Annotated in this window: 28 protein-coding genes and 1 tRNA gene; 11 read left to right on the forward strand and 18 right to left on the reverse strand. The window is 61.4% G+C overall.

Annotation, left to right across the window (positions count from 1 at the left end; genetic code table 11):
* Positions 1 to 28 precede the first annotated feature (28 nt).
* Positions 29 to 105 (forward strand) — tRNA-Arg (locus GGR20_RS01455).
* Here GGR20_RS01455 and GGR20_RS01460 read toward each other — a convergent pair.
* Complete coding sequence (locus GGR20_RS01460; RefSeq protein WP_183309459.1) at positions 100 to 1,122, reverse strand: carbohydrate kinase family protein; 1,023 nt, start codon at positions 1,120 to 1,122, stop codon at positions 100 to 102. The genes GGR20_RS01455 and GGR20_RS01460 overlap by 6 nt on opposite strands.
* A gap of 375 nt (positions 1,123 to 1,497) precedes the next feature.
* Between GGR20_RS01460 and GGR20_RS01465 the strand changes: the two genes are divergently transcribed.
* Both GGR20_RS01465 and GGR20_RS01470 read left to right on the forward strand, forming a co-directional pair.
* A complete protein-coding gene (locus GGR20_RS01465; RefSeq protein ID WP_183309460.1) occupies positions 1,498 to 1,980 on the forward strand; it encodes a CAP domain-containing protein in 483 nt (160 codons plus the stop codon).
* A complete protein-coding gene (locus tag GGR20_RS01470; RefSeq protein WP_246349355.1) occupies positions 1,970 to 2,212 on the forward strand; it encodes a sulfurtransferase TusA family protein in 243 nt (80 codons plus the stop codon). Before GGR20_RS01465 ends, GGR20_RS01470 begins: the two co-directional genes overlap by 11 nt.
* Here GGR20_RS01470 and GGR20_RS01475 read toward each other — a convergent pair.
* Positions 2,209 to 3,438 carry a D-alanyl-D-alanine carboxypeptidase family protein gene (locus tag GGR20_RS01475; RefSeq protein ID WP_183309461.1) on the reverse strand — a complete coding sequence of 410 codons (1,230 nt, stop codon included), beginning with the start codon at positions 3,436 to 3,438 and terminating at the stop codon, positions 2,209 to 2,211. The genes GGR20_RS01470 and GGR20_RS01475 overlap by 4 nt on opposite strands.
* An 89-nt stretch (positions 3,439 to 3,527) precedes the next feature.
* On the opposite strand from GGR20_RS01475, the gene GGR20_RS01480 reads away from it, so the two are divergent.
* Positions 3,528 to 4,118, forward strand: coding sequence for a DJ-1/PfpI family protein (locus GGR20_RS01480; protein WP_183309462.1), 591 nt, complete (start codon positions 3,528 to 3,530; stop codon positions 4,116 to 4,118).
* 244 nt (positions 4,119 to 4,362) lie between these two features.
* A complete protein-coding gene (locus GGR20_RS01485; RefSeq protein WP_183309463.1) occupies positions 4,363 to 4,779 on the forward strand; it encodes a winged helix-turn-helix transcriptional regulator in 417 nt (138 codons plus the stop codon).
* Positions 4,780 to 4,787: 8 nt separating this feature from the next.
* On the opposite strand, the gene GGR20_RS01490 is transcribed toward GGR20_RS01485, so the two are convergent.
* Entirely contained in the window at positions 4,788 to 5,684 is an 897-nt protein-coding gene (locus tag GGR20_RS01490) for a division plane positioning ATPase MipZ (protein ID WP_253560040.1), read from the reverse strand.
* 263 nt (positions 5,685 to 5,947) lie between these two features.
* On the opposite strand from GGR20_RS01490, the gene GGR20_RS01495 reads away from it, so the two are divergent.
* The 4 genes from GGR20_RS01495 to GGR20_RS01510 all read left to right on the forward strand — a co-directional run bounded on the left by GGR20_RS01495 (position 5,948) and on the right by GGR20_RS01510 (position 8,431).
* Positions 5,948 to 6,100 (forward strand): hypothetical protein, encoded by a 153-nt coding sequence (locus GGR20_RS01495; RefSeq protein ID WP_183309464.1) that lies wholly within the window; start codon positions 5,948 to 5,950, stop codon positions 6,098 to 6,100.
* A gap of 201 nt (positions 6,101 to 6,301) precedes the next feature.
* Positions 6,302 to 6,451 carry a DUF1127 domain-containing protein gene (locus tag GGR20_RS01500; protein ID WP_183309465.1) on the forward strand — a complete coding sequence of 50 codons (150 nt, stop codon included), beginning with the start codon at positions 6,302 to 6,304 and terminating at the stop codon, positions 6,449 to 6,451.
* 139 nt (positions 6,452 to 6,590) lie between these two features.
* Positions 6,591 to 7,973: a methylenetetrahydrofolate--tRNA-(uracil(54)-C(5))-methyltransferase (FADH(2)-oxidizing) TrmFO gene (gene trmFO / locus GGR20_RS01505; protein WP_183309466.1), complete on the forward strand. Its 1,383-nt coding sequence runs from the start codon at positions 6,591 to 6,593 to the stop codon at positions 7,971 to 7,973.
* Positions 7,970 to 8,431 carry a YiiD C-terminal domain-containing protein gene (locus GGR20_RS01510; protein WP_183309467.1) on the forward strand — a complete coding sequence of 154 codons (462 nt, stop codon included), beginning with the start codon at positions 7,970 to 7,972 and terminating at the stop codon, positions 8,429 to 8,431. The genes trmFO and GGR20_RS01510 overlap by 4 nt, the downstream gene beginning before the upstream one ends.
* On the opposite strand, the gene GGR20_RS01515 is transcribed toward GGR20_RS01510, so the two are convergent.
* The 4 genes from GGR20_RS01515 to yajC all read right to left on the reverse strand — a co-directional run bounded on the left by GGR20_RS01515 (position 8,428) and on the right by yajC (position 12,647).
* Positions 8,428 to 9,273 (reverse strand): phytoene/squalene synthase family protein, encoded by an 846-nt coding sequence (locus tag GGR20_RS01515; protein ID WP_183309468.1) that lies wholly within the window; start codon positions 9,271 to 9,273, stop codon positions 8,428 to 8,430. The genes GGR20_RS01510 and GGR20_RS01515 overlap by 4 nt on opposite strands.
* Complete coding sequence (locus GGR20_RS01520) at positions 9,273 to 9,662, reverse strand: Mth938-like domain-containing protein (protein ID WP_183309469.1); 390 nt, start codon at positions 9,660 to 9,662, stop codon at positions 9,273 to 9,275. Before GGR20_RS01520 ends, GGR20_RS01515 begins: the two co-directional genes overlap by 1 nt.
* Positions 9,663 to 9,668: 6 nt before the next feature.
* Positions 9,669 to 12,236, reverse strand: coding sequence for a protein translocase subunit SecD (secD, locus tag GGR20_RS01525; RefSeq protein ID WP_183309470.1), 2,568 nt, complete (start codon positions 12,234 to 12,236; stop codon positions 9,669 to 9,671).
* A 63-nt stretch (positions 12,237 to 12,299) separates the two neighbouring features.
* Positions 12,300 to 12,647, reverse strand: a complete 348-nt coding sequence (gene yajC, locus GGR20_RS01530) for a preprotein translocase subunit YajC (RefSeq protein ID WP_116590279.1) — start codon at positions 12,645 to 12,647, stop codon at positions 12,300 to 12,302.
* Between the two features lie 261 nt (positions 12,648 to 12,908).
* Here yajC and GGR20_RS01535 point away from each other — a divergent pair, with 261 nt between their 5' ends.
* On the forward strand, positions 12,909 to 13,712 hold the full coding sequence (locus tag GGR20_RS01535; protein ID WP_183310032.1) for an ATP-binding protein: 804 nt from the start codon (positions 12,909 to 12,911) through the stop codon (positions 13,710 to 13,712).
* Positions 13,713 to 13,790: 78 nt separating this feature from the next.
* On the opposite strand, the gene GGR20_RS01540 is transcribed toward GGR20_RS01535, so the two are convergent.
* The 11 genes from GGR20_RS01540 to GGR20_RS01590 form a co-directional block, all read right to left on the reverse strand.
* Positions 13,791 to 15,068, reverse strand: a complete 1,278-nt coding sequence (locus tag GGR20_RS01540; protein WP_183309471.1) for a M23 family metallopeptidase — start codon at positions 15,066 to 15,068, stop codon at positions 13,791 to 13,793.
* Between the two features lie 176 nt (positions 15,069 to 15,244).
* On the reverse strand, positions 15,245 to 16,018 hold the full coding sequence (surE, locus tag GGR20_RS01545; RefSeq protein WP_183309472.1) for a 5'/3'-nucleotidase SurE: 774 nt from the start codon (positions 16,016 to 16,018) through the stop codon (positions 15,245 to 15,247).
* Complete coding sequence (gene serS / locus GGR20_RS01550; protein WP_183309473.1) at positions 16,019 to 17,347, reverse strand: serine--tRNA ligase; 1,329 nt, start codon at positions 17,345 to 17,347, stop codon at positions 16,019 to 16,021.
* A 113-nt stretch (positions 17,348 to 17,460) separates the two neighbouring features.
* Entirely contained in the window at positions 17,461 to 18,294 is an 834-nt protein-coding gene (tatC, locus tag GGR20_RS01555; RefSeq protein WP_183309474.1) for a twin-arginine translocase subunit TatC, read from the reverse strand.
* Positions 18,295 to 19,074, reverse strand: coding sequence for a twin-arginine translocase TatA/TatE family subunit (locus tag GGR20_RS01560; RefSeq protein ID WP_183309475.1), 780 nt, complete (start codon positions 19,072 to 19,074; stop codon positions 18,295 to 18,297). It abuts the gene before it with no gap.
* Between the two features lie 60 nt (positions 19,075 to 19,134).
* The gene (locus GGR20_RS01565) at positions 19,135 to 19,353 is read right to left on the reverse strand and encodes a twin-arginine translocase TatA/TatE family subunit (RefSeq protein ID WP_104894486.1); all 219 of its coding nucleotides are present in this window, start codon (positions 19,351 to 19,353) and stop codon (positions 19,135 to 19,137) included.
* A gap of 120 nt (positions 19,354 to 19,473) precedes the next feature.
* On the reverse strand, positions 19,474 to 20,145 hold the full coding sequence (scpB, locus tag GGR20_RS01570; protein ID WP_253560038.1) for an SMC-Scp complex subunit ScpB: 672 nt from the start codon (positions 20,143 to 20,145) through the stop codon (positions 19,474 to 19,476).
* On the reverse strand, positions 20,138 to 20,929 hold the full coding sequence (locus GGR20_RS01575) for a segregation and condensation protein A (RefSeq protein ID WP_183309477.1): 792 nt from the start codon (positions 20,927 to 20,929) through the stop codon (positions 20,138 to 20,140). Before GGR20_RS01575 ends, scpB begins: the two co-directional genes overlap by 8 nt.
* Before the next feature lie 80 nt (positions 20,930 to 21,009).
* Positions 21,010 to 23,067 carry an SPOR domain-containing protein gene (locus GGR20_RS01580; RefSeq protein WP_183309478.1) on the reverse strand — a complete coding sequence of 686 codons (2,058 nt, stop codon included), beginning with the start codon at positions 23,065 to 23,067 and terminating at the stop codon, positions 21,010 to 21,012.
* A gap of 72 nt (positions 23,068 to 23,139) precedes the next feature.
* A complete protein-coding gene (gene argS / locus GGR20_RS01585) occupies positions 23,140 to 24,885 on the reverse strand; it encodes an arginine--tRNA ligase (RefSeq protein WP_183309479.1) in 1,746 nt (581 codons plus the stop codon).
* 88 nt (positions 24,886 to 24,973) lie between these two features.
* Positions 24,974 to 26,122 (reverse strand): deoxyguanosinetriphosphate triphosphohydrolase, encoded by a 1,149-nt coding sequence (locus GGR20_RS01590; RefSeq protein WP_183309480.1) that lies wholly within the window; start codon positions 26,120 to 26,122, stop codon positions 24,974 to 24,976.
* A gap of 87 nt (positions 26,123 to 26,209) precedes the next feature.
* On the opposite strand from GGR20_RS01590, the gene GGR20_RS01595 reads away from it, so the two are divergent.
* Positions 26,210 to 26,563 (forward strand): HesB/IscA family protein, encoded by a 354-nt coding sequence (locus GGR20_RS01595; protein ID WP_183309481.1) that lies wholly within the window; start codon positions 26,210 to 26,212, stop codon positions 26,561 to 26,563.
* Positions 26,564 to 26,593: the final 30 nt, after the last annotated feature.

Genomic DNA, 26,593 nt, shown 5'->3' on the forward strand with positions numbered 1-26,593 from the left:
TCCCCTGCTGGTACGTCGATCCTCGGCTGGTCCCGTAGCTCAGCAGGATAGAGCACAGGATTCCTAATCCTGGGGTCACGCGTTCGAATCGCGTCGGGATCACCATTCGGTCTTCTCTACTTGCGCCAGGATTTCGCGCCGCTCGACATCGGTCAGAACCAGTGGTCCGGCGATGCCGACCTTGTGGCGCGCCAGTGCGAAGCCGAGAGCCACCGCCCGCTGCGGCCGAGCCGTGTCCCGACAATAGGACCAGAGAAATGCCCCGCAAAACGTGTCCCCCGCCCCGGTCGAATCCCTAGCTTCTACGTCCTGTAGCTCAGGGAGGTAAGGCACAGAGCTGTTATCCGAATAAAGCGTCACGCCCTCATGCGTCCGCGCCACCACTCGCCAGCAAGGTTGCAGGCCAGCGCCAATTTTGGCTGGGTCGGCCTCGCCCAGTAGGCGCGTGAACTCCTCGCTATTGAGATGAAGGATGTTGGTCTGGGCCAACAACTGGGAAAGCCCGTCTCCACCCGGCGCGATCCAGGCCATGCCGGGGTCGAGCGAGACGACCAGACTTGGATTGCAGATGCGGGCCCGCTCAAGGACCTGGGCGATCAGTCCTGGCGATGCCGGATCGAGAAATGAGGTTACGTGGACGACGTCGCAGCGGGCGATGGCAGCGGCAAGTGCCGACTGCTCGCGCAGCCAGTCGGCGATGGCGGCATTGGCGCCGTGGGCCGTCAGCAGCGTGCGACCGGCCTGTTCGGCGATGGCAAGACAAGTGGCTGGCGGGTATGAGCTTGTTTCCAATCCGGATGTATCGAAGCCCCAATTCTCGAGGGCCTCAAGATGCGGCCAGGATTGTCTCAGCGTGCCAGCTATCCCGAAAAATGCCAGATCAATTTCATTGTTGGCGTTGAGCAGGCCCGCTACGCGGGCGGCATTAAAGGCGGAGCCACCGAGGTTGTCGGCTGCGCCAAGTCGCTGCAGAAAATCAGCGCCGCGCTGCGCGTCCGGATCGGAGATCGGCGTTTCCACCAGAGGCACAGCGTCGAGGCGAAGCGCGCCAAGGACAGTCGCACTGTCCTGCTGCACGCCGAGGTCGCGGTTCATTGCACCCAGAAAGCCCAGTCTTGTCATGGAGCGCTGGTAGCGCCTGCTCCGCAACTGGGCAAGCAGGATCCGAGGTCGAACTTCTCCAGGGTCGCTTCCTATTCATCGGGCAGTTCCTTTGAAGGGCCTGCCGCATATCAGCCGGATCTTAATTTAGAGCAGCAATTGAGTTCGGTCCCAACTCGGTTCCGCGAACTGTGTTCGGCGAGCATCGGGCCCACAATGCTGCCCCTTTTAAGCGATCTTCTCGCCGCCAATGGCGCATGCAGGCGGTTCCGGGCATTCATTGCTGGACATGGTTGCGTGCCCTTCAGATCTACCCTCCACCACGCGCCGTTAATGCGGGCTAAGGCGTTGAGTGCTAGAAGCCAGAACGCCCGGATTTCTCCCGGAAGGAAAAACATGTCGAAGATCATCAGCAAGCTGGCAAAAGGCGCGGTGGCGGCCGGAACGGTTCTGGCGCTGGCCGCCTGCTCCTCATTTGGCGGCGCAACGGCACCGGCCGCTTTGGCCCCGGCGCTGTCAGCGCGTATGGACCAGCCCAATGCGCGGCTTGATTCGCAGCAGGCCATCGGCCTGATCAATGCCTATCGCGCTACCCGCGGCGTCGCGCCGCTGACTGCCGATTCTGGTCTGAATGCCACAGCGCAGGCGTTGGCCAGTCAGTATGCACAGACCGGGACTGCCCCGACCAAGCCGCAGGCACTGGTGCAGATGAAGCTGAGTGCCGGCTACTCCACCTTTGCCGAGACGTTCTCGGGGTGGCGCAACAATGCCGCCGACGCTGTTGGACTGGCTGCCCCGGCCAGCAAGGCCGGCGTTGCCGTGGCGTATAACCCGAGCTCGAGCTATGGCGTCTATTGGGTGCTGGTTCTTGGCAATTGATATCTTAACGATCGACGCCAGGGGGCTGAAATGCCCCCTGCCCGTTCTCAAGCTTGAGAAGCTGCTGGCTGGGGCCCCGAACGGTACATCTATTGTGGTGCTGGCGAGCGATCCGATGGCCCGGATCGATATTCCCCTTCATTGCCGGCAGAATGGGCACGCCTGTGACCTGACAACAGCCGCCGACTATATGCAGTTCACAGTGACAGCCGGTGTCGCCAGACAGGATTAGAGATCGGCAGGGCGTGGGCGCGGAAGGGCGATATTGAGCCCGCCGGCATTCAGTCCGGGGCGCAGGACGTCCCCTATAGCAGCGCTTTCCACCGGCGCAGGTGACTTGAAGATAGGCATATGAGGCGGACGAGGACGCGGCAGGGCAATGCCTGACCGGATGCGGCCGAGGTCGATTGCAGTGTATTCGCTAAGGGCGAGTTCTTCGGTCAAGTACGAGGGCTGGTCCTCCAGACCCATCGGGAAAGCCGCCTTCTGAGCAGCCACATATTCCTTGGCCTGCTTTCCGCAGATCAGCGGACGCATGTCGACCGGAGCCGCCCCGGTAGCGTTGGCGAGGCTCAGGACGCTCTGCCCGGTCGGCTGCAGGCGACCGCCCAGGGCATTGAGAAACAGTTCGGCGGCCCGCTCATTGCGTTCGCGGCCGGATGACCCGCCGAGTACGACCGCAAGGAGCTGCCGTCCATTGCGATCCACCGTCGCCACGATGTTGAGGCCGGAGGCGCAGACATAGCCGGTCTTCATGCCGGTAGTTCCGGCAAAGCCTTCCAGCAGGCCATTGTTGGATTCGAAGCGAGCCTTGCCCAGATTGACCACGCCGGTACGGAACATGGGCATGAATTGCGGGAAACTCTGTTCGATATAGAGCGCGATGATCGCCATGTCGCGCGCCGAGGAGACCTGACGCGGGTCATGCAATCCGTGCGGATTGACGAAATTGGTCGCCGTCAGCCCCATGCGCGCGGCCGTCTCATTCATCTTGACAACAAAATTGGCCTCGCTGCCGCCTACCGTTTCAGCGATGGCGACGGCAATATCGTTGGCCGATTTGACCACCAGGAGGTAGAGCGCGTCCTGGAGCGAAACCGTGCTGTCGATCTTGAGACCGGACTTGCTCGGCGCCTGGTTGTAGGCATTGCGCGAAATGGACACCGGCGTATCGAGGGTGACCGTGCCCTTGGCCAGTTCCTCGAAAGTCACATAGGCGGTCATCAGCTTGGTGAGCGAGGCAGGGTGCCAGGGCTGGCCGGCCTGTTCCGCATGGAGCACCTGCAGGGTTTCTCGATCCACCAGCAGCATTGGATTAGCCCAGGCATGGCTCAGGCCGGCAAAGGTCAGGACCAGGGCGAGCAGCATTCGACGGACAAGCAGCAAGGTGGAGCAACTCCAGGAGGCATTTCGGAAAACGCGCCCCTCATACCAGCCGGTCCAGGCAATCTCAAGCAAGGCCCCTGCACCTGACAACCATGTGAAGGTGCTGACAGGACCTGACATGGCGCGGGGCCATCGTTGCCTTAATGAAATGGAGACAGATGATGACCACCTTGCTGACGATACTGACACCAGGCTTTGCCGATTGGGAAACTGCACTACTCAATGCCGGCGCACGCGAGTATTATCGTCTCGATACGCGTTTCGCGACGCCCGGCGGTGAGCCGGTCACGTCGGCTGGCGGATTGAGTGTGGCGCCCCAGCTTGCCGTCGAAGAGATCGACCCGAGTGATTACGATGCCCTGTTGGTGAATGGCGGCAGCATCTGGCAACAGCCCGACGCGCCTGACCTGACCGAATTGCTGCAGTCCGCGCATGCGGCTGGAACAGTGATTGGCGGGATTTGCGATGGCGTCATCCCGATGGCCCGGGCCGGTTTGCTCGATGACAGGCGACACACGGCGAACGGGCCCGAGAGCCTGCCAGATACAGGTTACAGTGGCGGAGCGCTCTTTGTCGGTTCCCCAAGGGCCGTCCTTGACCGCGGCATCATTACCGCGCCCGGCACGGCACCCGTGAGTTTCATGGGCGCGGTTCTTGAAGCGCTGGGGCTGCGAACAGGCGATCTAGATTTTTATCTTGGCCTCTATGCTGCCGAGCATCAGGCCGGGTCGTCATCTGCGGCATCGTCGTAAAAGCCTCGGGGGTCATTGTCCGATTTGACCAGGCATTCACACACCGCGCGCCGTAATCGGCGCATTCCGCAAACGCTCCCAAAAGGCGACAGTGTCAACGCAACCAGCAAAGCGCGATAGTCCCACCCGCCTGCGCGGTTGGTCCACTCATGGCGGCTCTCTTCCCGATTGACCTGCACCCTGGTATAAACTAGTAACTGTGTTTATATTAGTGACTGAGTTACACAGGCAGGGAGGCACATGGATGTCACTGACCGATACTTCACAGCACTCGAATTGCTCAGCAATGTCAGATGTGCTGAACCGCATTGGCGACAAGTGGAGCGTCCTGGTCGTCGGCATGCTGGGCCAGAACGGAGTCCTGCGCTTCAATGAACTCAAGCGCCTGATCAACGGGGTATCTCAGCGCATGTTGACGCTGACGCTGCGCAATCTGGAGCGTGACGGACTGGTGACGCGCACCATTTATCCCGAGGTGCCGCCGCGGGTGGAATATAGCCTGACCGAGTTGGGCAAGACCTTGCAGGTGCCAATCAGTGCCCTGTGGGATTGGTCGGCGGAGAACCACGGCGCCATTGTTGAAGCGCGCGCGATCTATGACGCCCGCGAAACCGCAGTTGCCGCGGACAATTCGCGCAAGATTGCCTACGCACGCGGATAGCCGCAACTTCAAGTGTCGTTGTGGGCCATATGGCTGAAGCGATTCACGTCGTTCGAAGGCCGGGCGAGCACTTGCCTGCGCGCTTCGGCTCGGCGGCTGGCTGGCAGGTTAAGCGCGTTGACCAGCGACCGGTATTCCTGTCGCGCGCTCATATGGGACATGGATGGCACGCCACCGAGGAGTTCGTCGTCGAGCGGATCAAACACGGTCATGCCGGTGGCGAACAGTGAGCGGAAGATCACTCGTTCTGCAATGCCGTCGGCCACACGACAGCCGAGCCGCATGGCGATGCGCTCCAGCATGGTCTGCACTTGGCGCATATTCCGCGAGGAAAGCATTGAGATGCGGTTGCGCACCAGCACCCAGTCGATATTGCGCCCATCAATGGCCAGGCGTTCTGATCGTGCACGTTGCACCAACCGTGCATAGTGGCTCAATTCTCGGGGCTCGCCTGTAACCGGGTCAACCTGTGCCATGACGCTGAGGTCGATGAGACTGTCATTGACCGGCGTGACCAAGGTATCGGCGAGAGAGTGCGCCAGGCGCGCCAGATTGGTATCGAAACCCGGCGTGTCGATGATGATGAAGTCGGCCGTACCCTCCACCTCGCCAATGGCCTGGCGGAACAGGTCAAACTCGATGCGATGGTTTTCGCGGGCGGAGTCACCGCGGGCAAGCGGAAGATGATAATGCGTGGTGTGCGGCATGCTGAGGCCTTTGGCCCGCGCCCAGTCCCGGCGATTGCGTACATAGTGCGTCAGAGTCTGCTGGCGGCTATCCACGTCGATCGAAGCGACCTTGTGGCCCTGGTAGAGCAGGTACACGCCCAGATGGAAGGCCGTGGTCGATTTGCCCGAACCACCCTTCTCGTTGCCCACAACAATGACATGCGCGCCTTGCCGCACTATCGAATCCCCAAATCAGTTGCCGGAGTGTGTTGATTTGGGACGCATGACACAAGGGAAATCATGGTGGACACTTTCTTAAGGTCGCAAGCTAACAGTGCGGGAATGACCCTGACTGGCTCCACAGTTTGGCCATTACGTCGTTTTGATGAACTTTCCATGCGCCCAACGCATGCGGGGCGTGCCTAGCCCCCGCTACCTCAACCTGGCGTTTAAGTGCATCCTCTCCTTGCACCGCGATCAACGCAAAAGGGATTCGACCCATGTTTGTGCGAGCCGTCTGGCGCTTAAGGCGCCTGGTCGACGTCAAGCAGACGTTGCGGGAAATGGACGTTCCTTCAACGCGAGACGCCGATCTGTTGGGGATTTCCGGTCCGGATTTCTCCAAGATGACGCGGTCCCTGTTCGACCGCTGACAGTCTGAACGACGTAGACCTGTTCCAAGCGGCCGCCGGCATGCCACCCGGCGGCCTTCTTCTTGCCCGGCCGATGAATGGCTACTGAACAGGCACTGCCCAAGCATTGCGCAAAATGCATAGCTAGTTTGACCATTCTCTATCTCCTCACTGGAGATAACCGAGCCTATATCTCTGGTCGTAAACAACAGGAGATATCCGATGGACATCCGCAAGACCTTCCAGAAATGGGCCGCCTACCAGCAGACCGTCCGCGAGCTTGCCGCTCTCGACAACCGTCAGCTCAATGACCTGGGCATTTCGCGCACCGACATCAGCCGCGTTGCCCGCAATCATGCCGACGCTCTATAAAATCGACGGCCCAATCATCGTAAACCGAACGCTCGCCTCTCTCTGAGATGCGGGCGTTTTTCGTTTTCGGGGGCCCTGTCGTGCTGACAAGCCAAAACGTCGATTGCTCCTTGCCTGCGGGCTTGGTATCTGGCTCGCCATGTCACAAGAACCCATTCATATTATCGGCGGGGGCCTAGCCGGGTCCGAAGCCGCATGGCAGGCCGCAGAGGCCGGTGCCAAGGTCATTCTGCACGAGATGCGTGGCGTCCGGGAAACCGATGCGCACCAGACGGACGCATTGGCGGAACTGGTCTGTTCCAATTCATTCCGGTCGGATGACCATGAGCAGAACGCCGTCGGCCTGCTGCATGAGGAAATGCGGCGCTGCAACTCAGTCGTCATGCGCGCAGCCGACCAGCACAAATTGCCAGCGGGCGGCGCGCTGGCCGTCGACCGGCATGGATTTTCGGGTGCGGTGACCGAGGCGATATCGAACCATCCGAATATCAGCATTGTGCGCGAGGAAATCGCGGGCTGGCCACCGGATGACTGGCAGCATGTGATCATAGCCACCGGTCCCCTGACCTCGCCGGCACTGGCCGAGGCCGTGCTTGAGAAGACAGGCGAGGATTCACTGGCATTCTTCGACGCTATCGCCCCCATCGTGCACTATGACAGTATCGACCACGACATTGCCTGGAAGCAGTCGCGCTACGACAAGGTTGGGCCGGGCGGCACGGGCGCCGACTATCTGAACCTTCCAATGGATCAGGATCAGTATTTCGCGTTTGTCGAAGCGCTGAAGAGCGCACCGCTGCATGAGTTCAAGGACTGGGAAAAGGTCCCCTATTTCGATGGCTGCCTGCCGATCGAGGTGATGGCGGAGCGCGGGGTGGAGACACTACGCCACGGCCCGATGAAGCCGGTGGGCCTAACCAATCCGCGTAATCCGACGGTCAAACCCTATGCGATTGTCCAGCTCCGGCAGGACAATGCGCTGGGCACGCTGTGGAACATGGTCGGCTTCCAGACCAAGATGCGCTATGGCATTCAGGCCGAAATCTTCCGCATGATTCCGGGGCTGGAGAAGGCCCAGTTCGCGCGGCTTGGCGGGTTGCACCGGAATACATTCATCAATTCGCCCAAGGTTTTGGCGCCGGATCTGAAGCTGAAAGTTGATCCGCGGATCCGCTTTGCCGGGCAGGTAACGGGCGTCGAGGGTTATGTGGAAAGCGCTGCGGTCGGCTTGATCACGGGGCGAATGACGGCCGCCGAGGCACTGGGCGGATCGCTTTCTATTCCGCCGGCCACAACAGCGCTGGGCGCGCTGATCGGCCACATTACCGGCGGGCACATCGAGGCAGAGAGCTATAGCGGCGCACGCAGCTTCCAGCCGATGAACGTCAATTTCGGCCTGTTTCCGGAAGTGACGGTCAGCAAGCCAGAAGGCGTCAAGCGTTGGCGCGGTCCGGAACGGACCATTGCCAAGCGCAGGGCCATCACCAGCCGCGCGCTGGACGATCTCAAGGCCTGGGCATGACAACGTCGGCGCTGGCCGAGTACTTGCACACTCATATGCCGCTTTCGCGGTCGATGGCTGTGTCGGTGGTCTCAGCCAGTGCCACGGAGGTGGGGCTCGAAGCGCCCCTGCCCCCCAACCTCAACGTCCATGGCACCATGTTTGGCGGCAGCATCGCCACCCTCGCGCTGTTGGCGGCGTGGTCGGTCGTGCACCTTCGGCTGGATGAGGACCGGTTCGCGGGACAATTGGTGGTTAGCCGCTCTGAAACACAATATCTCAGACCCATTTCTGGTGCGGCGCGAGCGACTGCACGACTGGATGGACTGGATTTGGACGGCTTTTCCCGCCAATTGAACCGGCACGGCAAGGCGCGATTGACCGTCACCGCCGAGGTCTTGTCTGAGGAGCACGTAGCGGCTCGGCTGGTTGCGACGTTCGCGGCGATTGCTGAAGCAGATAGGGCTCCGCAAGCCTAGCGGTGTCTCAGCGTCCACCAGGTCAGACGCGCGATCTTGCGCCAGTCGGCGTCATCCTGCGGGGCCGCGTAGGGGTTCGTGCTTTGCTTGTGCCAGAGATCAAGTTGCGCCTCGATGACTGGCATGGCGGCAAAGGCGGTGCGCAGCGGGGATGGCAATTGCGCAACGGCCAATCGCGCCTTGTCCAGATGTTCGCGAGCCAATTCGGCGATCTGGCTCAGGGCCGCGTGCAGGCCTTCGCTCTCCTGACCGGCGAATATCTCGCCCTCGCGCACACCATTGGCCTCAAAGATCGACCAAGGCAGCATGATGCGGCCCTGCGCCGAGACGAAGCCGAAGGCGCGCAGGTGACCGACCATGGCCTGGGCGACGCCCAGATGACCGGCAGCGTCGCCCGGCTCGATCGGCTCGCCATCGTTGAGAATCATGGCGGCAAGCTGGAACAGGGTTGAAGCGGTCTCCCCTGCATAGCCCTCAAAGGTTTCCACATCCGGCATGGGATCGTCATAGAGATCGAAGCGCCGTGCACCAATCAGCCGCAGCAAGGTGCCGGTCGGCAGTTTGTAGCGCTCAAGCGTATTAAGCAGAGCGTCGGCCAAGGGGTTCTGATGCACGGCGCCGTGCCCCTGCCCCGTGATCGCGTCGCTCCACCACTGCAGCCGGAATTCGCCGGGCTGGGGACCGGAAACGCGGTCCCGGATGGTGGCAACATCGGTATTGAAGGCATAGAGCGCAGTGACGCCCGGACGTGCCACCGCAGGCAAAACAAGTGTCGCGAGATAGCGGTCGCGATCACCCTGGCGCAGGGCCTGCGCGGCGAACTCGAAACTCTCTCCTGTCATCAGCGGGCCTTTTCAACGGCAATGAGCGCGGCGCCGACGGCACGCTCCTCGGCCAACAGGACATTGTAGGTCCGCACGGCGCCGCCAGTCTGCGTGGCCTCGATGATGATGTTGTGGTCGCGCAGCGCCTGACGAATTGCCGGATCGATCGCGACGATGTCCGAGCCCAGACCGATCAGCAACACATCGAGCTTTGCCGCCTGAGCCAAAACGGGGCTCAGGCTTTCGAGCGTCAGTTCAGCAGCGGTGCTCACGCTCCAGCCCTGCATGCCTTCGGGCAGACAAAGCAGGGATCCCTTGTGGGACATGTCAGCAAAGCGGAAGCCGCCATTGCCATAGGCATCGATGCCTACCTGGCCGGGATAGCGACCGTTTTCTGGGGCGCCCATGAACGATCAGCCCGCAGCACTGTCCGAGGGTTCACCGGCATCGGTCACGTCTTTGCCGCCATCGGCCTGATCGGCTCTTGTGGTCAGGCCGAGATAGATCAGGATCGGCGCTGCGATGAAGATGGACGAATAGGTACCGACCAGCACACCCCAAGCCATGGAGATGGTGAAGCTGCGAATGACTTCGCCGCCAAAGACCACCAAGGCCATGAGGGCCAGGAAGGTCGTGGTCGCCGTCAGGATGGTGCGTGGCAAGGTGGAGTTGATGGCGATGTCGATGATTTCTGGGAGAGCCACCTTCTTGTACTTCATGCGGTATTCGCGGATACGATCGTAGATCACGACGGTATCGTTGAGCGAGTAGCCCACAATGGTGAGGATCGCCGCGATACTGGAGGCATTGAACTCCAGACCGGCAAACGCAAACAGACCTATGGTCAGGATGACGTCGTGAGCCGTCGTGACAATGGCGCCAACGGCGAACTGCCACTCAAACCGGAACCATAGATAGACAAGAATACCGAGCAGGGCCACGCCGAGTCCTATAGCCCCAGTCATAGCCAGTTCGGCCGAAACGGTCGGCCCAACAGTCTCGGTGCCGCGCATGGTGTAATCGAGCGCTTCAACGGCCAGTCGGACTTCTTCAACAGCCACCTGTTGGGCCGAGGCACCACCATCCTGGGTCTGAACACGCACAAGCAGGCTGTCGGCCTCACCGAAGCCCTGCACCTGCACGTCGCCAAGTCCAAGCTGAGACAATGCTTCGCGGACGTTGCCGGGCTCCGCCACGCCGTCGTTGGCCTGAATTTCCATGGACGAACCGCCACGGAAGTCGATGCCCAGATTGAGGCCGTGAATGCCAAACCAGCCGAGCGACAGGATCGAGGCGGCTATCGACAACGCCAGGACAATCCTGCGGATCGCCATAAACGGAAGCTTGGTGCCATCGGGGACGATGCGCAGCAACTGAATACGTAGCGTTTTTGGTCGCGCCCATTTGTACCAGCGACCGACAATGAACAGCGTCACGAGATAGGCGGTGAACAGCGTGGTCAGAATACCGATGGCCAGCGTGACGGCGAAACCCTGCACCGGACCAGAGCCGAGATAGAACAGCACAACGGCGGCGATCAGGGTGGTGATATTGGCATCGAGGATGGTGGCCATGGCGCGCTGGAAGCCGGCCTCAATCGCCGCGATTTTGCTGCGGCCCGCTGCCATCTCCTCGCGTATGCGCTCGAAAATCAGCACATTGGCGTCCACCGCCATGCCAATGGTCAACACGATACCGGCAATACCGGGCAAGGTCAGGGTCGCGCCCAACATGGACAGCACGCCCAAAACAAGCACCACATTGATGATCACCGCCAGGTTGGCGAACACACCAAACAGGCCATAGGCCAGCACCATGAAGGCAACCACCGCAATGGCACCGACGATGCCGGCGGTGACGCCGGCGCGGATGGAGTCGGCGCCGAGCCCAGCGCTGACCGAACGCTCCTCAACGATATCGAGGCTGGCAGGGAGCGCGCCCCCGCGCAGCAGAACGGCGAGGTCGTTGGCCGAGGCGGTGGTGAAACTGCCGCTGATCTGGCCAGAACCGCCAGTGATCGGTTGTTGAATTACGGGCGCGGTGATGACCTGGTTATCGAGAACGATGGCAAAGCGCTGGCCAACATTAGCAGAGGTGATTTCACCGAAGGTGATCGCCCCACGGGTGTCGAACCTGAAACTGACAACCGGGATACTGCGCTGCTGGTCGTAGGCCGGCTGGGCATCGACCAGTGACTCACCACCCAAAGCAATGTCTTCGTAGAGCAGCTCTCGTGAGCCGTCCTGGCTGGGCAAGATCATGGTGCCCGGGGGCAACCCCTGTGCCTCAGCCTGATCGGCGGTCATGCCCGGATAGACCATATGGAACGTCAGGCGCGCCGTCTGGGAAATGATGTTCTTGAGACGAGTGGAATCGCCAAAACCCGGGACCTGAACCAGAAGCCGGTTGGTGCCCTGGCGCTGAATGCTCGGTTCGGTTGTGCCCAATTCATCGATACGATTGCGCACGACCTCAATGGATTGTGCCACGAGGCTCGACATGCGCTGTTCGATGCCCTCGGGGGTCAGCGTAACTGTAACGAGATTGTCCCCATTGGGTGCGATGGCGATCTCATTGGTGCCGCCGACGCCGGAGAACACTTGTCCCCCAACCGTATTCTGCAAGTTCTCTAGGGCCGTGAGGGCAGTAGCCTGCTGGCTGGCGTCCATCAGTTCAATTGTGATCGAGTTGGTCGCGGGATCGGTAGTGATAATGTTACCGATGCCGTTGTCATTGGCCAAAATGTTGCGCGCATCGCGGCGTAGATCGGCAAGGCGTTCCGTGACAATGCTTTCTTCGTTCACTTGCAACAGCAGGTGCGAACCGCCCTGCAGGTCGAGCCCCAGTACAACCGTTTCGTTCGGCAACCAATCGGGCAGCGCGTCGCGCGCCGCCTGCGGCAACATGCTGGGCAGTGCAAAGAGCACGCCGAACACGATGATGGCGAACATGACAATGGTGCGGATGGGCGAAAACTGCATGGAAGAGCGTCCTGAAAGCAAAAGCCGGAGCCCTAAGGCCCCGGCGAGCAGACTGTGCCAGCCTTAGGCAGGCTTATTATCGTTGACCGGCTCGGACTTGGAGCGCACATCGGCAACCATGCCGCGCACGACCTTGACCTTGACGCCCTGTGCAACCTCGACTTCGAGATCTTCGCCGTCGACGGCCTTGGTAACCTTGCCGACAATACCGCCGGTGGTGACGACCGTATCGCCGCGACGGATGGCCGAGAGCATGGCCTGCTGCGCCTTCATACGCTTCTGCTGCGGGCGGAAGATCAAAAGCCAGAAGATCAGCACCAGAAGGGCGATCGGCATAAGCTGGATGAAGATGTCAGCCATGCCACCAGGGGCCCCAACCGCGTCCTGAGCATAGGCGGGCGTTACAAACATCAAGCGAACTCCTTATTGATTCTTTTTCGTGCGTTGGAGGAAGGGGCGGCCCGGTCCTGTATCGACAGGGATGTGGACGCTATCGGGCTTGCCTGCACTTGCGCCCCGGCCAAAATCGCGCGGACTATACATTTGGGGTTGGCGTATTGCAAAGCCAATAAGGGCGCGCAGATTGCCGCGTCAAAGCTGAAGGACGACAGGGTGAAGACCAAGGACTATCTGGGCCGGATTGCGGAAGCGCTTGAGACCATTGCGACCGCCATGTCTCAGGACGAGAACGCCAGGCAATTCGAGCTCGGCGAAGCCGATGCCTATCATTGGCAGGGGGAAAGTGGCCGGTTGATGGCTATCCCCAGGGTCAGCCGCGTTCCCTTGTCGATGCTTCGGGGCATCGATCAGGTCCGCGACATTCTTCTGGCCAATACCGAGCAGTTTGCCCGCGGCCATGGCGCCAACAACGCCCTGCTGTGGGGCGCTCGGGGCATGGGCAAATCCTCGCTCGTCAAGGCAATTCACGCCGATATCCGCGCGCGCGAGGGGTTTGAGCGGCTCGTGCTGGTGGAAATTGCCCGGGAGGACCTGGAGTCCCTGCCCCAATTGATGCGGGCAATTGCCTCCCAGTCGGCGCGGTTCATTGTCTTCTGTGATGATCTGAGCTTCGACAGCGGGGAAACCAGCTACAAATCCTTGAAGACCATTCTGGATGGTGGCCTGGAAGGCCGACCTGACAATGTGCTGTTCTATGCGACCTCAAACCGCCGTCACCTGATGCCGCGCGACATGATCGAGAATGAGCGCTCGACCGCGATCAATCCGAGCGAGGCGGTTGAAGAGAAGGTTTCTCTGTCCGATCGATTCGGGTTGTGGCTCGGCTTTCACAATTCCGACCAGGAAAGTTACCTCGCCATGGTCTCAGGCTACGCCACCTATTTTGGACTTTCGATTGACGCAGAGACGCTGCGGGCTCGGGCCATTGAATGGGCCGCCACGCGTGGCTCACGCTCCGGCCGGGTCGCCATACAGCTTGTACGAACGCTGGCAGGCGAAGAGGGCAAGGCCGTCTGATATCTGCCATCGCGAGACAATAGAAAAAGGCCGGAGCACCACTTCCGGCCTTTCTCAATTCGGAGGTCCGAGCTTAGATCAGCTCGCGAGCAGTGGCACTGGATCGACCGGGGTCGCTCCTTTGCGCAGCTCGAAGTGGAGCTGCGGCCTGGATACAGAGCCGGTCTGGCCGACAGCGCCGATCGCGTCGCCGCGATTGACCACGGCGCCCTTGGCAACGCTCATGGAGGCGAGGTGAGCATAGGCCGAGACATAGCCATTCGGATGGCGGATCAGCACGAGATTGCCGTAACCCTCGACGCCCGAACCGACATAAATCACGGTGCCGTTTTCGGCGGCCTTGACCGAAGAGCCTTCGGGAACATCGATATTGATGCCGGTGCCGCGCGAGGCGGCGAAGTCGGTAATGACGCGGCCGGACACAGGCCAGCGGAACTTCTCGCCCGAGGCGGCAGGTTCAGCGGCCGGGGCGGGCGTCGTCGGCACCGACGCAACCTGGGTCACTTCTGCACCTGCGGGTGCCGCTGCCGGTGTGGGCGCGGGGGCCTTGGTCGTGGCCGCCTGCTGCACGGCATTGTCTGCCGACAGATTGGACGGGCGCGAGGCCGGCATGGCCGGAGCCATGGTATCCTGACTGGCGCTGGCCACTTCGACCCGCTGGGTATTCACTAGGTCGGACCGGCCGGGAATGATGATCTTCTGACCGACAATAATCTTATCGGGCGAACCCAGGTTATTGGCGTGCACGATGGCCTGGGTGGTCACATCGTATTTGCGCGCAATGGTGTAGAGCGACTCGCCGCCGGCGATAGTGTGCGTGTAGGCATTGGCGGCGGCCTGTTGCGGCACACTGGAATTGACCGGCAGCGCGGCACTGGAAGGATTGGCGCCCATGGCGACGGCGGCTGGTGCGGCCGGCAGCGGGGCAAGGTTTTGCTGAGCAGGCATGGCTTGCGTGTTTCCCATAGATGACGACGAACTCAATGCAGGCAGGGCCTGGGTCTGCACCGTGGAGGCAGATGCTCCGATCGGTGAAGTCGCGCCGGATGGCTGCATGAAGCCACCGTTGGCCGGCGCCGGAGGCAGCGTGTTGCCGCCGTTCCAGGCTGCGCCGACATTGGCCGGCGGCAGAAATTCCATGCTGGCAACCTGCACCGGCTGGGGCGCACCAATGGTCGGGGGCATGGGCTGATTGAGGGTTGTCGGGGCGGACTGCGCGACCGAGCCGGTGACGGTATTGTCGCTAAAACTGCGACTCCCGAGGCTCGAACAGCCGGACAATCCAACGGCGGCGATCATTACACCGGCAACGGCGACCGCACTTCTATGGGTCCGCGGAAAAACGCGAATACTCATCGGCTTACTCGTACGCAGGTACTCAACAACTGAGCTTGACGCTACGCCGGTAAGGTAAAGACGAGTTTAAAGCCGATGCGATTTGAGCGAATTCGTATCAGGCAGATTCAGAGGTGGGTAAGGTTAAGACGGTTGATCTCAGCCCCAGAGGGTGAACGAGAGCGACAATGCCTCGCCTACTGCTTCTTGAGCGAAAGTCCGCCCAGTCGCTCCAAGGCACCGTTATGGGTCTGCTGGAGCGCGAAAGGGGTCACGGTAATGGCATTGCCCCGGCGCAGAACTTCAAAGTCTGCCGCAGGATCGAGCGGCTGCGGTGTCTCGGGTATGGCCATGAAGAACTGGCCCTCATTGTCACTCGGATAATAGCGAATGGGTGAACGCGAGAAGCGCTGATGGGCGACTGCGGAGAGCCCGACGACGTCCTCGGTGGTGCAGAACGGGAAATTGACATTGTAGAAAACGTCGTCGCCGGCATGGGCCGCCAGGATAGCCGACACCACTTCGGCACCGTAGCGACGGGCATTGGCCCAGTCCGGCTTATGCGAGACTTCGTAATCCATGGACTGGCTCATGGCGATGCCGATGGCGCCTTGCAGCACGCCCTCGCGCGCGCCGGCGGCGGTTCCGGAGCAGTTGACGATATCGCCCAGGTTCTGACCGGCATTGACGCCGGAAAGCACCAGATCAGCCGGCCTGTCACCCAATATGTGGGTCATGCCCGCCACGACGCAGTCGGCTGGCGAGCCGCCGGTGACGGCGTAGCGCCTCGCCCCTCTGGTCTCGAAGGAGAGTTCCCGGCCGAAGGTGAAGCGGTGCCCTGCCCCGGACTGATTGCCGTCCGGGGCCACGATCCAAACATCATCGGAAATCGCCTGCGCGATGTCGGCCATGATGGCGATGCCAGGCGCATCCACGCCATCGTCATTGGTGATGAGGATGCGCAGGCTCATCTATTTGCCGCCGATGGAGGTCAACCCGCCCATATAGGGCCGCAAGGCCTCGGGGATGAGCACGGAGCCGTCTTCCTGCTGATAGTTCTCCAGCACCGCAATCAGACAGCGCCCGACAGCCGTGCCGGAACCGTTGAGGGTGTGAACATAGCGCGGGGCCTGCTTTTCGCCGGATGGACGATAGCGGGCATCCATGCGGCGGGCCTGGAAGTCGCCGCAGACCGAGACCGAAGAGATTTCGCGATAGGTGTCTTGGCCCGGCAACCAGACTTCCAGATCGTAGGTCTTGCGGGCGCCAAAGCCCATATCGCCGGTGCAGAGTTTCATCACCCGATAATGGAGGCCAAGACGCTGCAGCACGGTTTCTGCGCAGGCAAGCATGCGCTCGTGCTCATTGATCGATTCTTCGGGCGTGGTGATGGAGACCAGTTCGACCTTGTCGAACTGGTGCTGACGCAGCATGCCGCGGGTATCGCGCCCGGCCGAGCCAGCCTCGGAGCGGAAGCAGGGCGTAAGGGCCGTGAAGCGTAAGGGGAGTTCTTCTTCAGCGAGGATGGATTCGCGTACGAAGTTGGTCATCGGCACTTCGGCGGTGGGAATCAGGGCCAGCCGGCTCTCCCCGTGTGGAGTAAAGAACAGATCTTCCTCAAACTTCGGAAGCTGGCCCGTACCAAACAGCGCGTCGTCGCGCACAAGAACCGGCGGCTGGACTTCGAGATAGCCGTGCTCGGTGGTGTGCAAATCGAGCATGAACTGACCCAGGGCGCGTTCGAGCCGGGCGATCTGGCCCTTGAGGACGACGAAACGGCTGCCGGAGAGCTTGGCGGCGATTTCGAAATCCATGTCCTTCTCGGCGACGCCGACTTCGAAATGCTCCTTGGGCGCGAAGGTGAAGCTCGGTTTGGCCGGGCGCGCCCTTGCAGCCGTTTCGGCCGTGCCATTGGCGCCGAAATATTCGACATTGTCGGCTTCATCTTCACCAAAGGGCACATCCTCAAGCGCCATATTGGGGATGGCCGAGAGGGCGTCGCGTAGTTCCTTTTCAACCGCGCGCTCTTCGGCCTCGCCAGTGGGGATGAACTCCTTGAGCGCGGCGACCTCGGCCATCAGCGCCTGGGCTTTGGCCTCGTCCTTCTGGGCCTTGGCCTGGCCAATCTGCTTGGAAAGGCTGTTGCGCTTTTCCTGGGCTTCGTTGAGCTTGACGATGATGGCGCGGCGGCGTTCGTCGATCGCGATCAGATCAGAGGACCGCACCGACACATTCTTACGCTGGCTCATGGCCGCGTCGAAAGCGTCAGGGTTATCTCTGATCCACTTGATATCGAACATTGCATTACGGGCCCTGCCCGCCTCTTCATCGCTAGCGCAGGCCTTGGGTGACGAGCCCGGAACACGCCTGCGAGCGCTTCGGGCACAAAAGACTGCGCCCGAAAAGAGCGCAGCTAATCAGAGGATGAGCCAGACAGCTCTGCATCCTGTGCGGCCAAGGCCGCCTCGCGGCGCTTCTGCACGTAGCGAACCGACAGGATAGCGAGTTCGTAGAGAGCATACATCGGCATGGCAAGACCGATCTGCGAGATCGGATCAGGCGGAGACACAAGCGCGGCCAGGGCCAGAATGCCCACGATGGCATAACGGCGCCCCTTGCGAAGCATCTCCACATTGACCAGATCGATCTGGGCCAGCAGCGTCAGGACGACCGGCAACTGGAAGCAAATGCCAAACGCCAATATGAGCGTGGTGGCGAGCCCGAGATATTCGGACACCCTGGCCAGAAGTTTGATTTCGTCGGTCTGCATGCCGGCAAAAAAGCCAAGCGCGAGCGGCAGCACGACGAAATAGACCATGGATGCGCCAAGCAGGAAGAACACCGGTGTGGCGACAAGATACGGGATCAGCGCCTTGCGCTCGTGCTTGTAGAGCCCCGGCGCCACAAAGCCGTAGATCTGGGTAGCCACATAGGGAAAGCCCAGGAAGACAGCGCCGAACAGCGAAAGATTAAGCTGGGTGAAGAAAAATTCCTGCGGGGCCGTATAGATCAGCTCCATGTCACCCGGATTGGGATAGATGGAGCGGTATGGGTTGAGCAGGATGTCAAAGATCTGTCCTGCGAAAATAAAGCAAACCATCATCAGGGCCACCACTGCGATGGCACTGCGGATCAGCCGCTTGCGCAGTTCGGTCAAATGTTCAAGCAACGGCGCTTCGCTGCCGGCGAGTTCGTCATCGACCCCGGGATTGCTCTTGTCTTCGATCTTGGACTGCGTATCGGCCATTTATTCTGTCTTTCCGGCCGTTACGGCAGTCTTTTTACGCGTCGCGCGGGGTTTGGCCGGTTTGTCGCCCTGATCGGCTGCCTTTGCTGGCGTCTTGCGCACGGGTTTTTTGGCCGTCGCGGTTGCGCCGCGCGCGGCACGCGGAGTGGCAGGCTTGTCCAGCTGGCTGGCTGAAGCCTCAGCGGTAGGCGCCTCTGCTGCAGCAGGCGTGGCGACCGAAGATTTGGCGGCCGGTTTGCGGGCCGACTTAGCCGCCGATGATCTGGCCCTCGTGGCTTTCGCTGCAGCAGGCTTGGGGGTGCTGGTTTTACCAGTGCTCCCCTTGGCAGTCGCGGCCCGCGACGCACGAGCCGGTGCTTTCACTGGCTCTGCCTTTTTGGTGGTGAAACCGTATTCGGCGGCCATTTCGTCAGCAGACTTTTTGGCGGGCGCCATGCCGACCTGCTGCTGAATAGCCTCGACGACACTCTCTTCTTGGGGGTCGGTCGGCTTCAAAGCACCACTGGGGCTTTCTTTGCCGTCCTTGCCAATGCTGTTGAAGTCCTTGCGGATCTCGTCAGCTGTCTTCTTGAGGGGCGAGGTGATCGAGGACCGCAAATTGCGCACCTCATCAAGCCCGGTGGTCTTATTGATCTCGCGCTGGAACTCGCGTCCCATACGCTGAACCTGACCAATCACCTTGCCAACCCGGCCCATGACAACGGGCAGGTCCTTCGGGCCGATAAAGATCAGCGCCATGACGCCGATCACCAGCATTTCTGTCCAGCCTAGGCCGAGCATTTATTCAGTCTCCGGACGACGGCCAGGCCGCCACGCTTGGAATGGGACAATGCAGTTCGCTTAGGCGTCCTTGCTCTTGTCCACTTCCTTGGCATCGACGGTGCTGGGTGCATCCGCGTGCAGACGCTCAGCGGGCTTGTCGTCGTCCTTCATACCCTTCTGGAAGGCTTTGATGCCCGAGGCAACCTCTCCCATCATGCCGGAAATCTTCCCGCGGCCGAACAGCAGGATAACGACGACGGCAACTACGAGAATGCCCCAAATAGACGGCGCGTGCATGATGGTCTCCCTAGAACTCTGTTACGCGTTACACGCGATAGATAGACCGAGAAATAGGTTCAAATGCACCTGAACACAAGAACGTGTTCCGTTTCGTGCGAGGGAAAACCCGTTTAGCGATCACGTTTCCTCATCTTCGGGCTCCAGATCACCCGGATCGGCGGGATCGAGTGGATCTTCGTCGTTTCGCAGGGCGCCGTCGAGCGGCAATGGAATCTGCATATCGGCCGGCAGGCGACCGGAGAGGAGACCCGCCCCCTTCAGTTCGTCCAGTCCGGGCAGGTCTGACAGGCTTTCCAGGCCAAAATGATCGAGGAATGCATCCGTGGTACCGTACGTCACCGGCCGACCCGGGGTGCGCCGACGGCCGCGCATGCGCACCCAGCCGGCCTCCATCAGCAGATCGAGTGTGCCTTTGCCCGTAGCGACGCCGCGCACCTCCTCGATTTCGGCTCGTGTCGCGGGTTGGTGATAGGCGATGATGGAGAGCGTTTCGAGGGCGGCTCGCGACAATGGGCGGGTCTCGTGTTCCTCGCGCCGGAGCAGGAAGCCAAGGTCTTCGGCGGTGCGAAATGCCCATCCCTCGCCGCGCCGGACCAGATTGACGCCGCGTTCAGCATAAGCTTCCTGCAGACGCTGCAGCAGCGCCGGCACATCGGCGCCCTCTCCCAGATAGGGTGCTAGGTCGGAGGGGCGCAAAGGCAAGTCCGAAGCGAAAAGCAGCGCTTCGAGAATGCGCAAATGGCGACGCAGGACTTCGCCTGGTTGCTCGCCGCTCTGTTGATCACTCACTGCTTTCACTCCGCCGACGGCGCATGAACAGAGGGCCAAAGGTTTCGGTCTGGCGGATGTCGATCTGCCCCTGCCTCACCAGTTCAAGACTCGACGCGAAGGAGGAGGCACGAACAGTGGCCCGTTCTGCGGGTGTCGAAAGATAGTCGACCAGGTAGGCGTCGAGCGAAATCCACTCCTGGCTTTCGCCAATCAGCCGCTCGAGGATATCGCGCGCGTCCTGCAAGGACCACACGGTGCGCAGGCGCGGGGCGTAATCGCTGGTGATGCCCCGTTCGCGCTGGCTCGAATAGGCCTTGAGCAGGTCGTAGAGGCTCGCCTCCCATATCGCATGCCGCGAAATCTCCATGGGCTCACGCGCGCCGCGCGGATAGATCTGGAAGCCCAGGCGCGGCCGGTTCATCAACCGGTTAGCGGCGTTGCGCATGGCTTCCAGGCGTTTGAGCCGGAATTGCAGCATGGCGGCGAGCATTTCGCCACTCGGCTCATCGTCTCCCGGGGCCTGGGGTACCATCAACCGGCTTTTAAGATAGGCGAGCCAGGCCGCCATGACGAGATAATCGGCGGCGACCTCAATGCGACGCTCGCGCACCTTGTCGATGAAGCTGAGATATTGTTCGGCGAGCGCCAGGATGGAAATACCCGAGAGGTCGACCTTCTGGCGCCGCGCCAGATCCAGAAGCAGATCCAGCGGCCCTTCATATCCCCCCACATCGACCCGCAGCACGTCTTCAGTGGCCGACGGCGCCGGTGGGTCGAACCAATTGGTTTCTGCCTGTGTCATGGGCTGCCGATCAGGATGGCGATCATGCGTCATCCTTGTCCGCTGGCGCAGGACGCGTCAAGCAAGGACCGATGTCGGCTTTAGAGCAGGAGGCAATCGCCGCCGGCCGCCTTCACATTGGTGCAGATGTTCGCTGCACTTTCGCGCGAATTCGCGGGCACCAGGACGCGGTAGTAAATGCCGCGTTCGCCCAGATCGACACGCTGGATTTCCAAGTTGGCGCCGCCGAACAGCACGCCATAGCGGGTCGCGATGGCCTGGGCCGACTGGCGGGCGGCATCTTCGCTGCGCTGAGAGGCCAATTGTACATAAGCCGAGGCCGAGCCACCCGAGGGGGTTGCGGCGACCTGTTGCTGTGCTGTTGCCGCGGGTGCAGCCGCAACCGGTGCCGGGGCTGGCCTGGCATTTGCAGCGGCAATAGCAGCCGAAGCCAGGGCGGCGAAATCGGATGGACGTTCCATCGGCACGCGAACGGTGCGCCCCGGCACGGCAGTTCCTGTAACGTCGACCACGGTTACGTCCGAACCCGGTTCAGCAACATCGGTCGCCGGGACCAGAGTTTCCGGTGCCGTCTCGGTGGCGGCAGCGGGTGTAGGGGTGTCGGTCTGCGCGCTGGCAATCAGGTCGGGGGTCGAGAAGTCGGCGCCCGGCACTTCGGGGACATCGGGGCGGTCGACAGGCAGAATGGCCGAACCGGCAAGGCTGTCATCTCCGCTGACGATGGTGCCGTCTGGTCGCACGGTCACGGTACGCACCTTGCGATTCACGAGGCCGTCCTGATTGGGGTCGACAGTGGTTGTTTCGGCGTCGGAGATTACGCCGACATTGGTGGGGGCGCTATTGGCTGCGACCACGGCCTCGGTATCGGCCTGGTCACGCGATACCAATTGTTCGCCGTCGCCGGTATTGGCACCAGAAATCTCGTTGAACACCACAGATTGCGGTGCTTCGGTTGTTTGCTCGACCTCAGGCACTTCCTTGGTCGGGGTGGTGTCGGCGACCAGCAATGGTGCCGGACCGCTGGCCGGTCCACCCTGCCCCAGCACCCAATAGAGACCAAATCCGGCTGCGGCCAGCAGGCTGACGGCCACCAAAGGTCCGACCACCGCCCGGTTCATACGGCGCGGTTCACGCTGCGGCTCGGCCAGAGCTTCGGTCTCAGGCGTGGTGGTATCGGGAGTGCCGCCATCACTGCCGTTGACCCATTCCACATGGGCACCGGTCGCTGCAGCCGCCGCGAGAATGGCCTCGTCTACCGAACTCATATCATCGGTGCGGACCGATGGTGCCGGTTCGGCAGGCTTTGGCGCCACGGGTGTCGGCTCAACTGCCTTTGCCGGTGCCGGGGTGGCGACCGTCGGGGTTGCGAGGCTGCGCAGGGCCGGACTTGCCGGTGCGGCGGCTGGTGGTGCCATGCGAACAGCCGGACCGACCAGGCGCTCGATTTCATCGAGCGGATCGACTGTGTCGTCGGCTTTTTTGGGCTGGACCGGCTCCGGCGCTGCAGAAGCCACCGGCTGCTGCCGCACGGCTACCGGGTCGGACAGCGTCGGGGCCTGCGGCTTTGTCGCGTTATCGCCAAGACCGAAGATGGGCGGCGTGACGAAATTGTCGTCGCTGCGGGCGAGCGGCTCGAGTTTCGGTTCGGGCGCGGTCGGTGCTTCGACTGGTTCCGGGACCGAGATATCTGTCGCCAGTTCAGCTGCGATCAGGTCAGCAAGGCTATCCTGATCCAGCGGCGCCAGTTTTTCGTCGTCGGGTTCGTCCGTGGTTTCTTCAGCCTGCTGTGGCGCCTGCGTGGCAGCAGCGCTAGTGGCGGCGCTGGCTTGTCCTGCATCAAGACCAAATTCGAAAGAGAATGGCTCGAGTTTCGGCGCGGCGGATGTCGCGTCGGCGCCGGGGATACGTACCGGCACCGAATTGGGCTGGGCCGTCTGGCCGGCGGCGCCGGACGTCGGGTCGGTGCGTGGCGCAGGTTCCGCCTGGGGCTCTCCTGGAATGCGCACAGGCGGCGACTGTACCTTGGGTTGCGGCTGGTCGCCGCGGGCCTCATCGGCCATCAGGCGCGCCAGCTCGGCAATAAGATCGTCGGGTGCTTCAGTCTGTGCGGCCATCGATTGCGGTTTCGCTGACGTCATCTTGCAGCGCCCCTAGAATGCGGAATGTCCTGTCAAGGATTTTCCGCGTATTTTCACACCAATGCGCCCGAATTATGAAAGCTCTTCGGGTGCAGAGACCCCCAAAATCCCTAGGCCGTTGCGGATTACCTGACGAACGGCGTCGACAAGTGCGAGTCGCGCTAGGGTCAACTTCGGGCTCGAAGGGTTAACAAATCGTAACTGCGGGTCATCCTTGCCCTTGGCCCAGAAGCCATGCAAGGCCCCTGCAAGCTCGTGTACATAGAAGGCAATCCGGTGCGGTTCATGCGCGATCGTGGCGGCAGCCACGGTGCGCGGCCAGGCGCCCAGGAGCCGGATCAGCTCGATATCTGCAGCGCTGCCAAGAAGTTCCAGTTCTGCGCCGGCCAGCGCAGCCGGCGACGCATCGAGCCCAGGCATGTCACGCTCGGCGGTGCGGAAAATCGAGCAGGCCCGCGCATGGGCGTATTGGACGTAGAAGACCGGATTATCGCGTGTCTGTTCCTTGACGAGCGCAAAGTCGAAATCCATCGACGCATCGTTGCGCCGGAACAGCAGCATGAAGCGGGTCGCGTCGGCGCCAACTTCATCAACAACGTCGGCCAGGGTGACCAGATCGCCCGAGCGCTTGGACATCTTGAATGGCTCGCCATTCTTGAGCAGCCGAACCAGTTGGCAGATGCGCACATCAATATCTGCTTCGCCCTGCGAGACGGCCTTAACCGCCGCCTGGAGACGTTTGACATAGCCTGAGTGGTCGGCGCCGAGCACATTGATCATGTGTTTGAAGCCGCGCAGATATTTGTTGCGGTGATAGGCGATGTCAGCCGCGAAATAAGTGTAGGAGCCGTCGGATTTGATCAGGGCGCGATCGGTATCGTCGCCATAGTCAGTGGCGCGGAACAGGGTCTGCTCGCGATCTTCCCATTCCTCGGGCGCCTTGCCCTTGGGGGGCTCGAGGCGCCCTTCATAGACCATGCCTTCGTCGCGCAACCAATCCAACGTGCTCTGGATGTCGCCCCCCTGCCCATGCAGGGTGCGCTCGGAAAAGAATACGTCGTGATGAATGTTAAGCTGGGCCAGGTCGGCCTTGACCAATTCCATCATGGCGGCAAGGGCCGCTTCGCGCGCGATCAGCACCGCTTCCTGCTCGGGCATGTCCAGCAAGGACCGGCCGTACTCGGACGCCAGCGCCTTGCCCACAGGCACCAGATAGTCGCCGGGATAGAAGCCGGGCGGTATATCGATGGTTTCCCCGAGCGCTTCGCGATAGCGCAACATGGCTGACTGGCCAAGGATAATGGTCTGGCCGCCGGTGTCGTTGATGTAATACTCGCGTGTCACATCGTAACCCGACCAAGCCATGAGCGAAGCCAAGGCGTCGCCGAACACCGCGCCGCGGGTATGCCCCACATGCATCGGACCGGTGGGGTTGGCAGACACAAATTCGACATTGACCCGTTCATTCTTGCCTAGATCGGATCGCCCAAAGTTCTCGCCCTGTGCGCCGACTGCCCGAAGCACCTGATGCCAGATCGAATCTACAAGACGGAAATTGATGAAACCGGGGCCCGCGACTTCCACCGAGGTGACGTCGGGCGTAGACTTGAAGCGTTCCACCAGACCGGACGCCACTTCGCGCGGGTTTTTGCCCAACGGCTTGGCAACTACCATCGCTGCATTGGTTGACAGGTCGCCATGGGCGGGGTCGCGCGGCGGCTCCACCACCACGCGCGCAAGCAGCTCGTTTTCGAGCTGGGGATAGTCGGCACGCAGGGCCTCGATGACCCGGGTGGTGAAGAGGGCGAAGATGTCCATGTCAAACCTGTGGGGAGACTGTCCTGGTCACGCTCCCCAACCGGAAAGTGGAACCACTTTTTGCGGGAAACGCTCCTGTGGCGCCGGGTTAACGGAATTCCGGTCGAGCGTCAAACAGACGCTGGTGTTCATCAAGGGCGTAGGGATCGGTCATGCCGGCGATGAAATCGGCGACGATGCGTGCACGACCTGTCCCCGAGACCGCCCTGCCCGCCTCGCCCCAGCGGCCCGGCATGTCCGCGTCTGCCATGTAGGCGGCGAACAGTCGCTCCACCACGGTCTCGCTTTCACGGACCGGCACCATGACATCTTCATGGCGATAGACGCGTGCGAAGAGGAAGGCCTTCAGTGCTTTTTCATCGGCGGCCATCGCCGGAGAGAACTGTACCAGGGTCCGCCCCGCCAACCGCACATCCTCGGGCGATTTGACCCCGATCGCCTCGATATTCTGAGAACTGGTGGCGATGACATTCTCGACGGCCCGCGTGATCATCCGGCGCTGGACTTCATGGGTCTGGCGCTTAACGGCGATGTCGGGATAGCGCTCCAGCACTTCCTCAACGATGGGCCCGGCCATGGGCACACCGATAAAGTCTTGTAGCGTCACGAGGTTGGCGCGCAGCGCATCGTCGATGTCATGCGCATTGTAGGCGATATCGTCCGCAATGGCAGCCACCTGCGCCTCAAGACTGGCATAGGTAGCGACGCGCAGATCGGCCGGTGCCGGAATTTCGGCGAGGTCCACCAGATGCGGCAGCGGGCCATTATGCTTGAGTATGCCTTCAAGCGTTTCCCACGTCAGGTTCAGCCCGTCATGCTCGGCATAGCGGTTTTCGAGGCGTGTAACGACGCGCAGCGCCTGGACGTTGTGATCGAACCCGCCATAGGGCTCCATAGCCCGGTCGAGCGCCCTTTCACCGGCGTGGCCAAACGGGGTGTGGCCTAGATCGTGACTGAGGGCGATGGCCTCAGCCAGATCTTCGTCGAGACGCAACGCCCGGGCAATGGAGCGCGCAATCTGGCTGACTTCCAATGTGTGGGTCAGGCGATTGCGGAAGTGCCGTCCTTCATGGGCGAGGAATACCTGGGTCTTGTGCTGCAGACGCCGGAAGGCGGTCGAATGGATGATCCGGTCCCGATCGCGCTGGTATTCGGAGCGTGTAGGGCTTGCGCCGGCGCCAAAAAGTCGTCCGATGGATTGGGAGGACTTGCTGGCGTAGGAGGCGGTGTCTCTCATCTGGTCTCTTCCGGGCCTTTGCAACGGCGCATTGAACGCCTATCTTAGGACGAGCGTTATGACATTACGACTGACCCGGGATATCCCATGACCGACGCCGCACTTGCCGAAGCCCCTGCCGTAACCCTTTCAGACCGCGCCGCCAAGCGTGTGTCGCGCATCCTGTCCAAGGAAGCGCCTGGCACGGTGCTGCGCGTCTCGGTGGCCGGTGGCGGCTGTTCGGGTTTCCAGTACGAGTACAATCTGGTGCAGGAAACAGCGAGCGAGGATGATCTTGTGCTGCAAAAGGGCGACGCTACCGTGCTGATCGATTCCCTGAGCCTTGAATTCATGGGAGGGGCCGAGATCGACTTCGTCGATGACCTGGTCGGCCAGTCATTCCAGATCAAGAACCCCAATGCAGTCGCCTCCTGCGGGTGCGGAACCAGTTTCGCCGTCTAAGCTTCAACTCCTGTGTACCGGGCGCTAAGG

The organism is Devosia subaequoris (assembly GCF_014197055.1).
GTDB classification, from domain to species: domain Bacteria; phylum Pseudomonadota; class Alphaproteobacteria; order Rhizobiales; family Devosiaceae; genus Devosia; species Devosia subaequoris.

Coding starts and splice junctions, on each gene's coding strand:
- GGR20_RS01460 (WP_183309459.1), bottom strand. CDS start 1,122: ATGACAAGACTGGGCTTTCTGGGTGCAATGAACCGCGACCTCGGCGTG.
- GGR20_RS01465 (WP_183309460.1), top strand. CDS start 1,498: ATGTCGAAGATCATCAGCAAGCTGGCAAAAGGCGCGGTGGCGGCCGGA.
- GGR20_RS01480 (WP_183309462.1), top strand. CDS start 3,528: ATGACCACCTTGCTGACGATACTGACACCAGGCTTTGCCGATTGGGAA.
- GGR20_RS01485 (WP_183309463.1), top strand. CDS start 4,363: ATGTCACTGACCGATACTTCACAGCACTCGAATTGCTCAGCAATGTCA.
- GGR20_RS01495 (WP_183309464.1), top strand. CDS start 5,948: ATGTTTGTGCGAGCCGTCTGGCGCTTAAGGCGCCTGGTCGACGTCAAG.
- GGR20_RS01500 (WP_183309465.1), top strand. CDS start 6,302: ATGGACATCCGCAAGACCTTCCAGAAATGGGCCGCCTACCAGCAGACC.
- trmFO (WP_183309466.1), top strand. CDS start 6,591: ATGTCACAAGAACCCATTCATATTATCGGCGGGGGCCTAGCCGGGTCC.
- GGR20_RS01510 (WP_183309467.1), top strand. CDS start 7,970: ATGACAACGTCGGCGCTGGCCGAGTACTTGCACACTCATATGCCGCTT.
- GGR20_RS01515 (WP_183309468.1), bottom strand. CDS start 9,273: ATGACAGGAGAGAGTTTCGAGTTCGCCGCGCAGGCCCTGCGCCAGGGT.
- GGR20_RS01520 (WP_183309469.1), bottom strand. CDS start 9,662: ATGGGCGCCCCAGAAAACGGTCGCTATCCCGGCCAGGTAGGCATCGAT.
- secD (WP_183309470.1), bottom strand. CDS start 12,236: ATGCAGTTTTCGCCCATCCGCACCATTGTCATGTTCGCCATCATCGTG.
- yajC (WP_116590279.1), bottom strand. CDS start 12,647: ATGTTTGTAACGCCCGCCTATGCTCAGGACGCGGTTGGGGCCCCTGGT.
- GGR20_RS01535 (WP_183310032.1), top strand. CDS start 12,909: ATGTCTCAGGACGAGAACGCCAGGCAATTCGAGCTCGGCGAAGCCGAT.
- GGR20_RS01540 (WP_183309471.1), bottom strand. CDS start 15,068: ATGAGTATTCGCGTTTTTCCGCGGACCCATAGAAGTGCGGTCGCCGTT.
- surE (WP_183309472.1), bottom strand. CDS start 16,018: ATGAGCCTGCGCATCCTCATCACCAATGACGATGGCGTGGATGCGCCT.
- serS (WP_183309473.1), bottom strand. CDS start 17,347: ATGTTCGATATCAAGTGGATCAGAGATAACCCTGACGCTTTCGACGCG.
- tatC (WP_183309474.1), bottom strand. CDS start 18,294: ATGGCCGATACGCAGTCCAAGATCGAAGACAAGAGCAATCCCGGGGTC.
- GGR20_RS01560 (WP_183309475.1), bottom strand. CDS start 19,074: ATGCTCGGCCTAGGCTGGACAGAAATGCTGGTGATCGGCGTCATGGCG.
- GGR20_RS01565 (WP_104894486.1), bottom strand. CDS start 19,353: ATGCACGCGCCGTCTATTTGGGGCATTCTCGTAGTTGCCGTCGTCGTT.
- GGR20_RS01575 (WP_183309477.1), bottom strand. CDS start 20,929: ATGACACAGGCAGAAACCAATTGGTTCGACCCACCGGCGCCGTCGGCC.
- GGR20_RS01580 (WP_183309478.1), bottom strand. CDS start 23,067: ATGACGTCAGCGAAACCGCAATCGATGGCCGCACAGACTGAAGCACCC.
- argS (WP_183309479.1), bottom strand. CDS start 24,885: ATGGACATCTTCGCCCTCTTCACCACCCGGGTCATCGAGGCCCTGCGT.
- GGR20_RS01590 (WP_183309480.1), bottom strand. CDS start 26,122: ATGAGAGACACCGCCTCCTACGCCAGCAAGTCCTCCCAATCCATCGGA.
- GGR20_RS01595 (WP_183309481.1), top strand. CDS start 26,210: ATGACCGACGCCGCACTTGCCGAAGCCCCTGCCGTAACCCTTTCAGAC.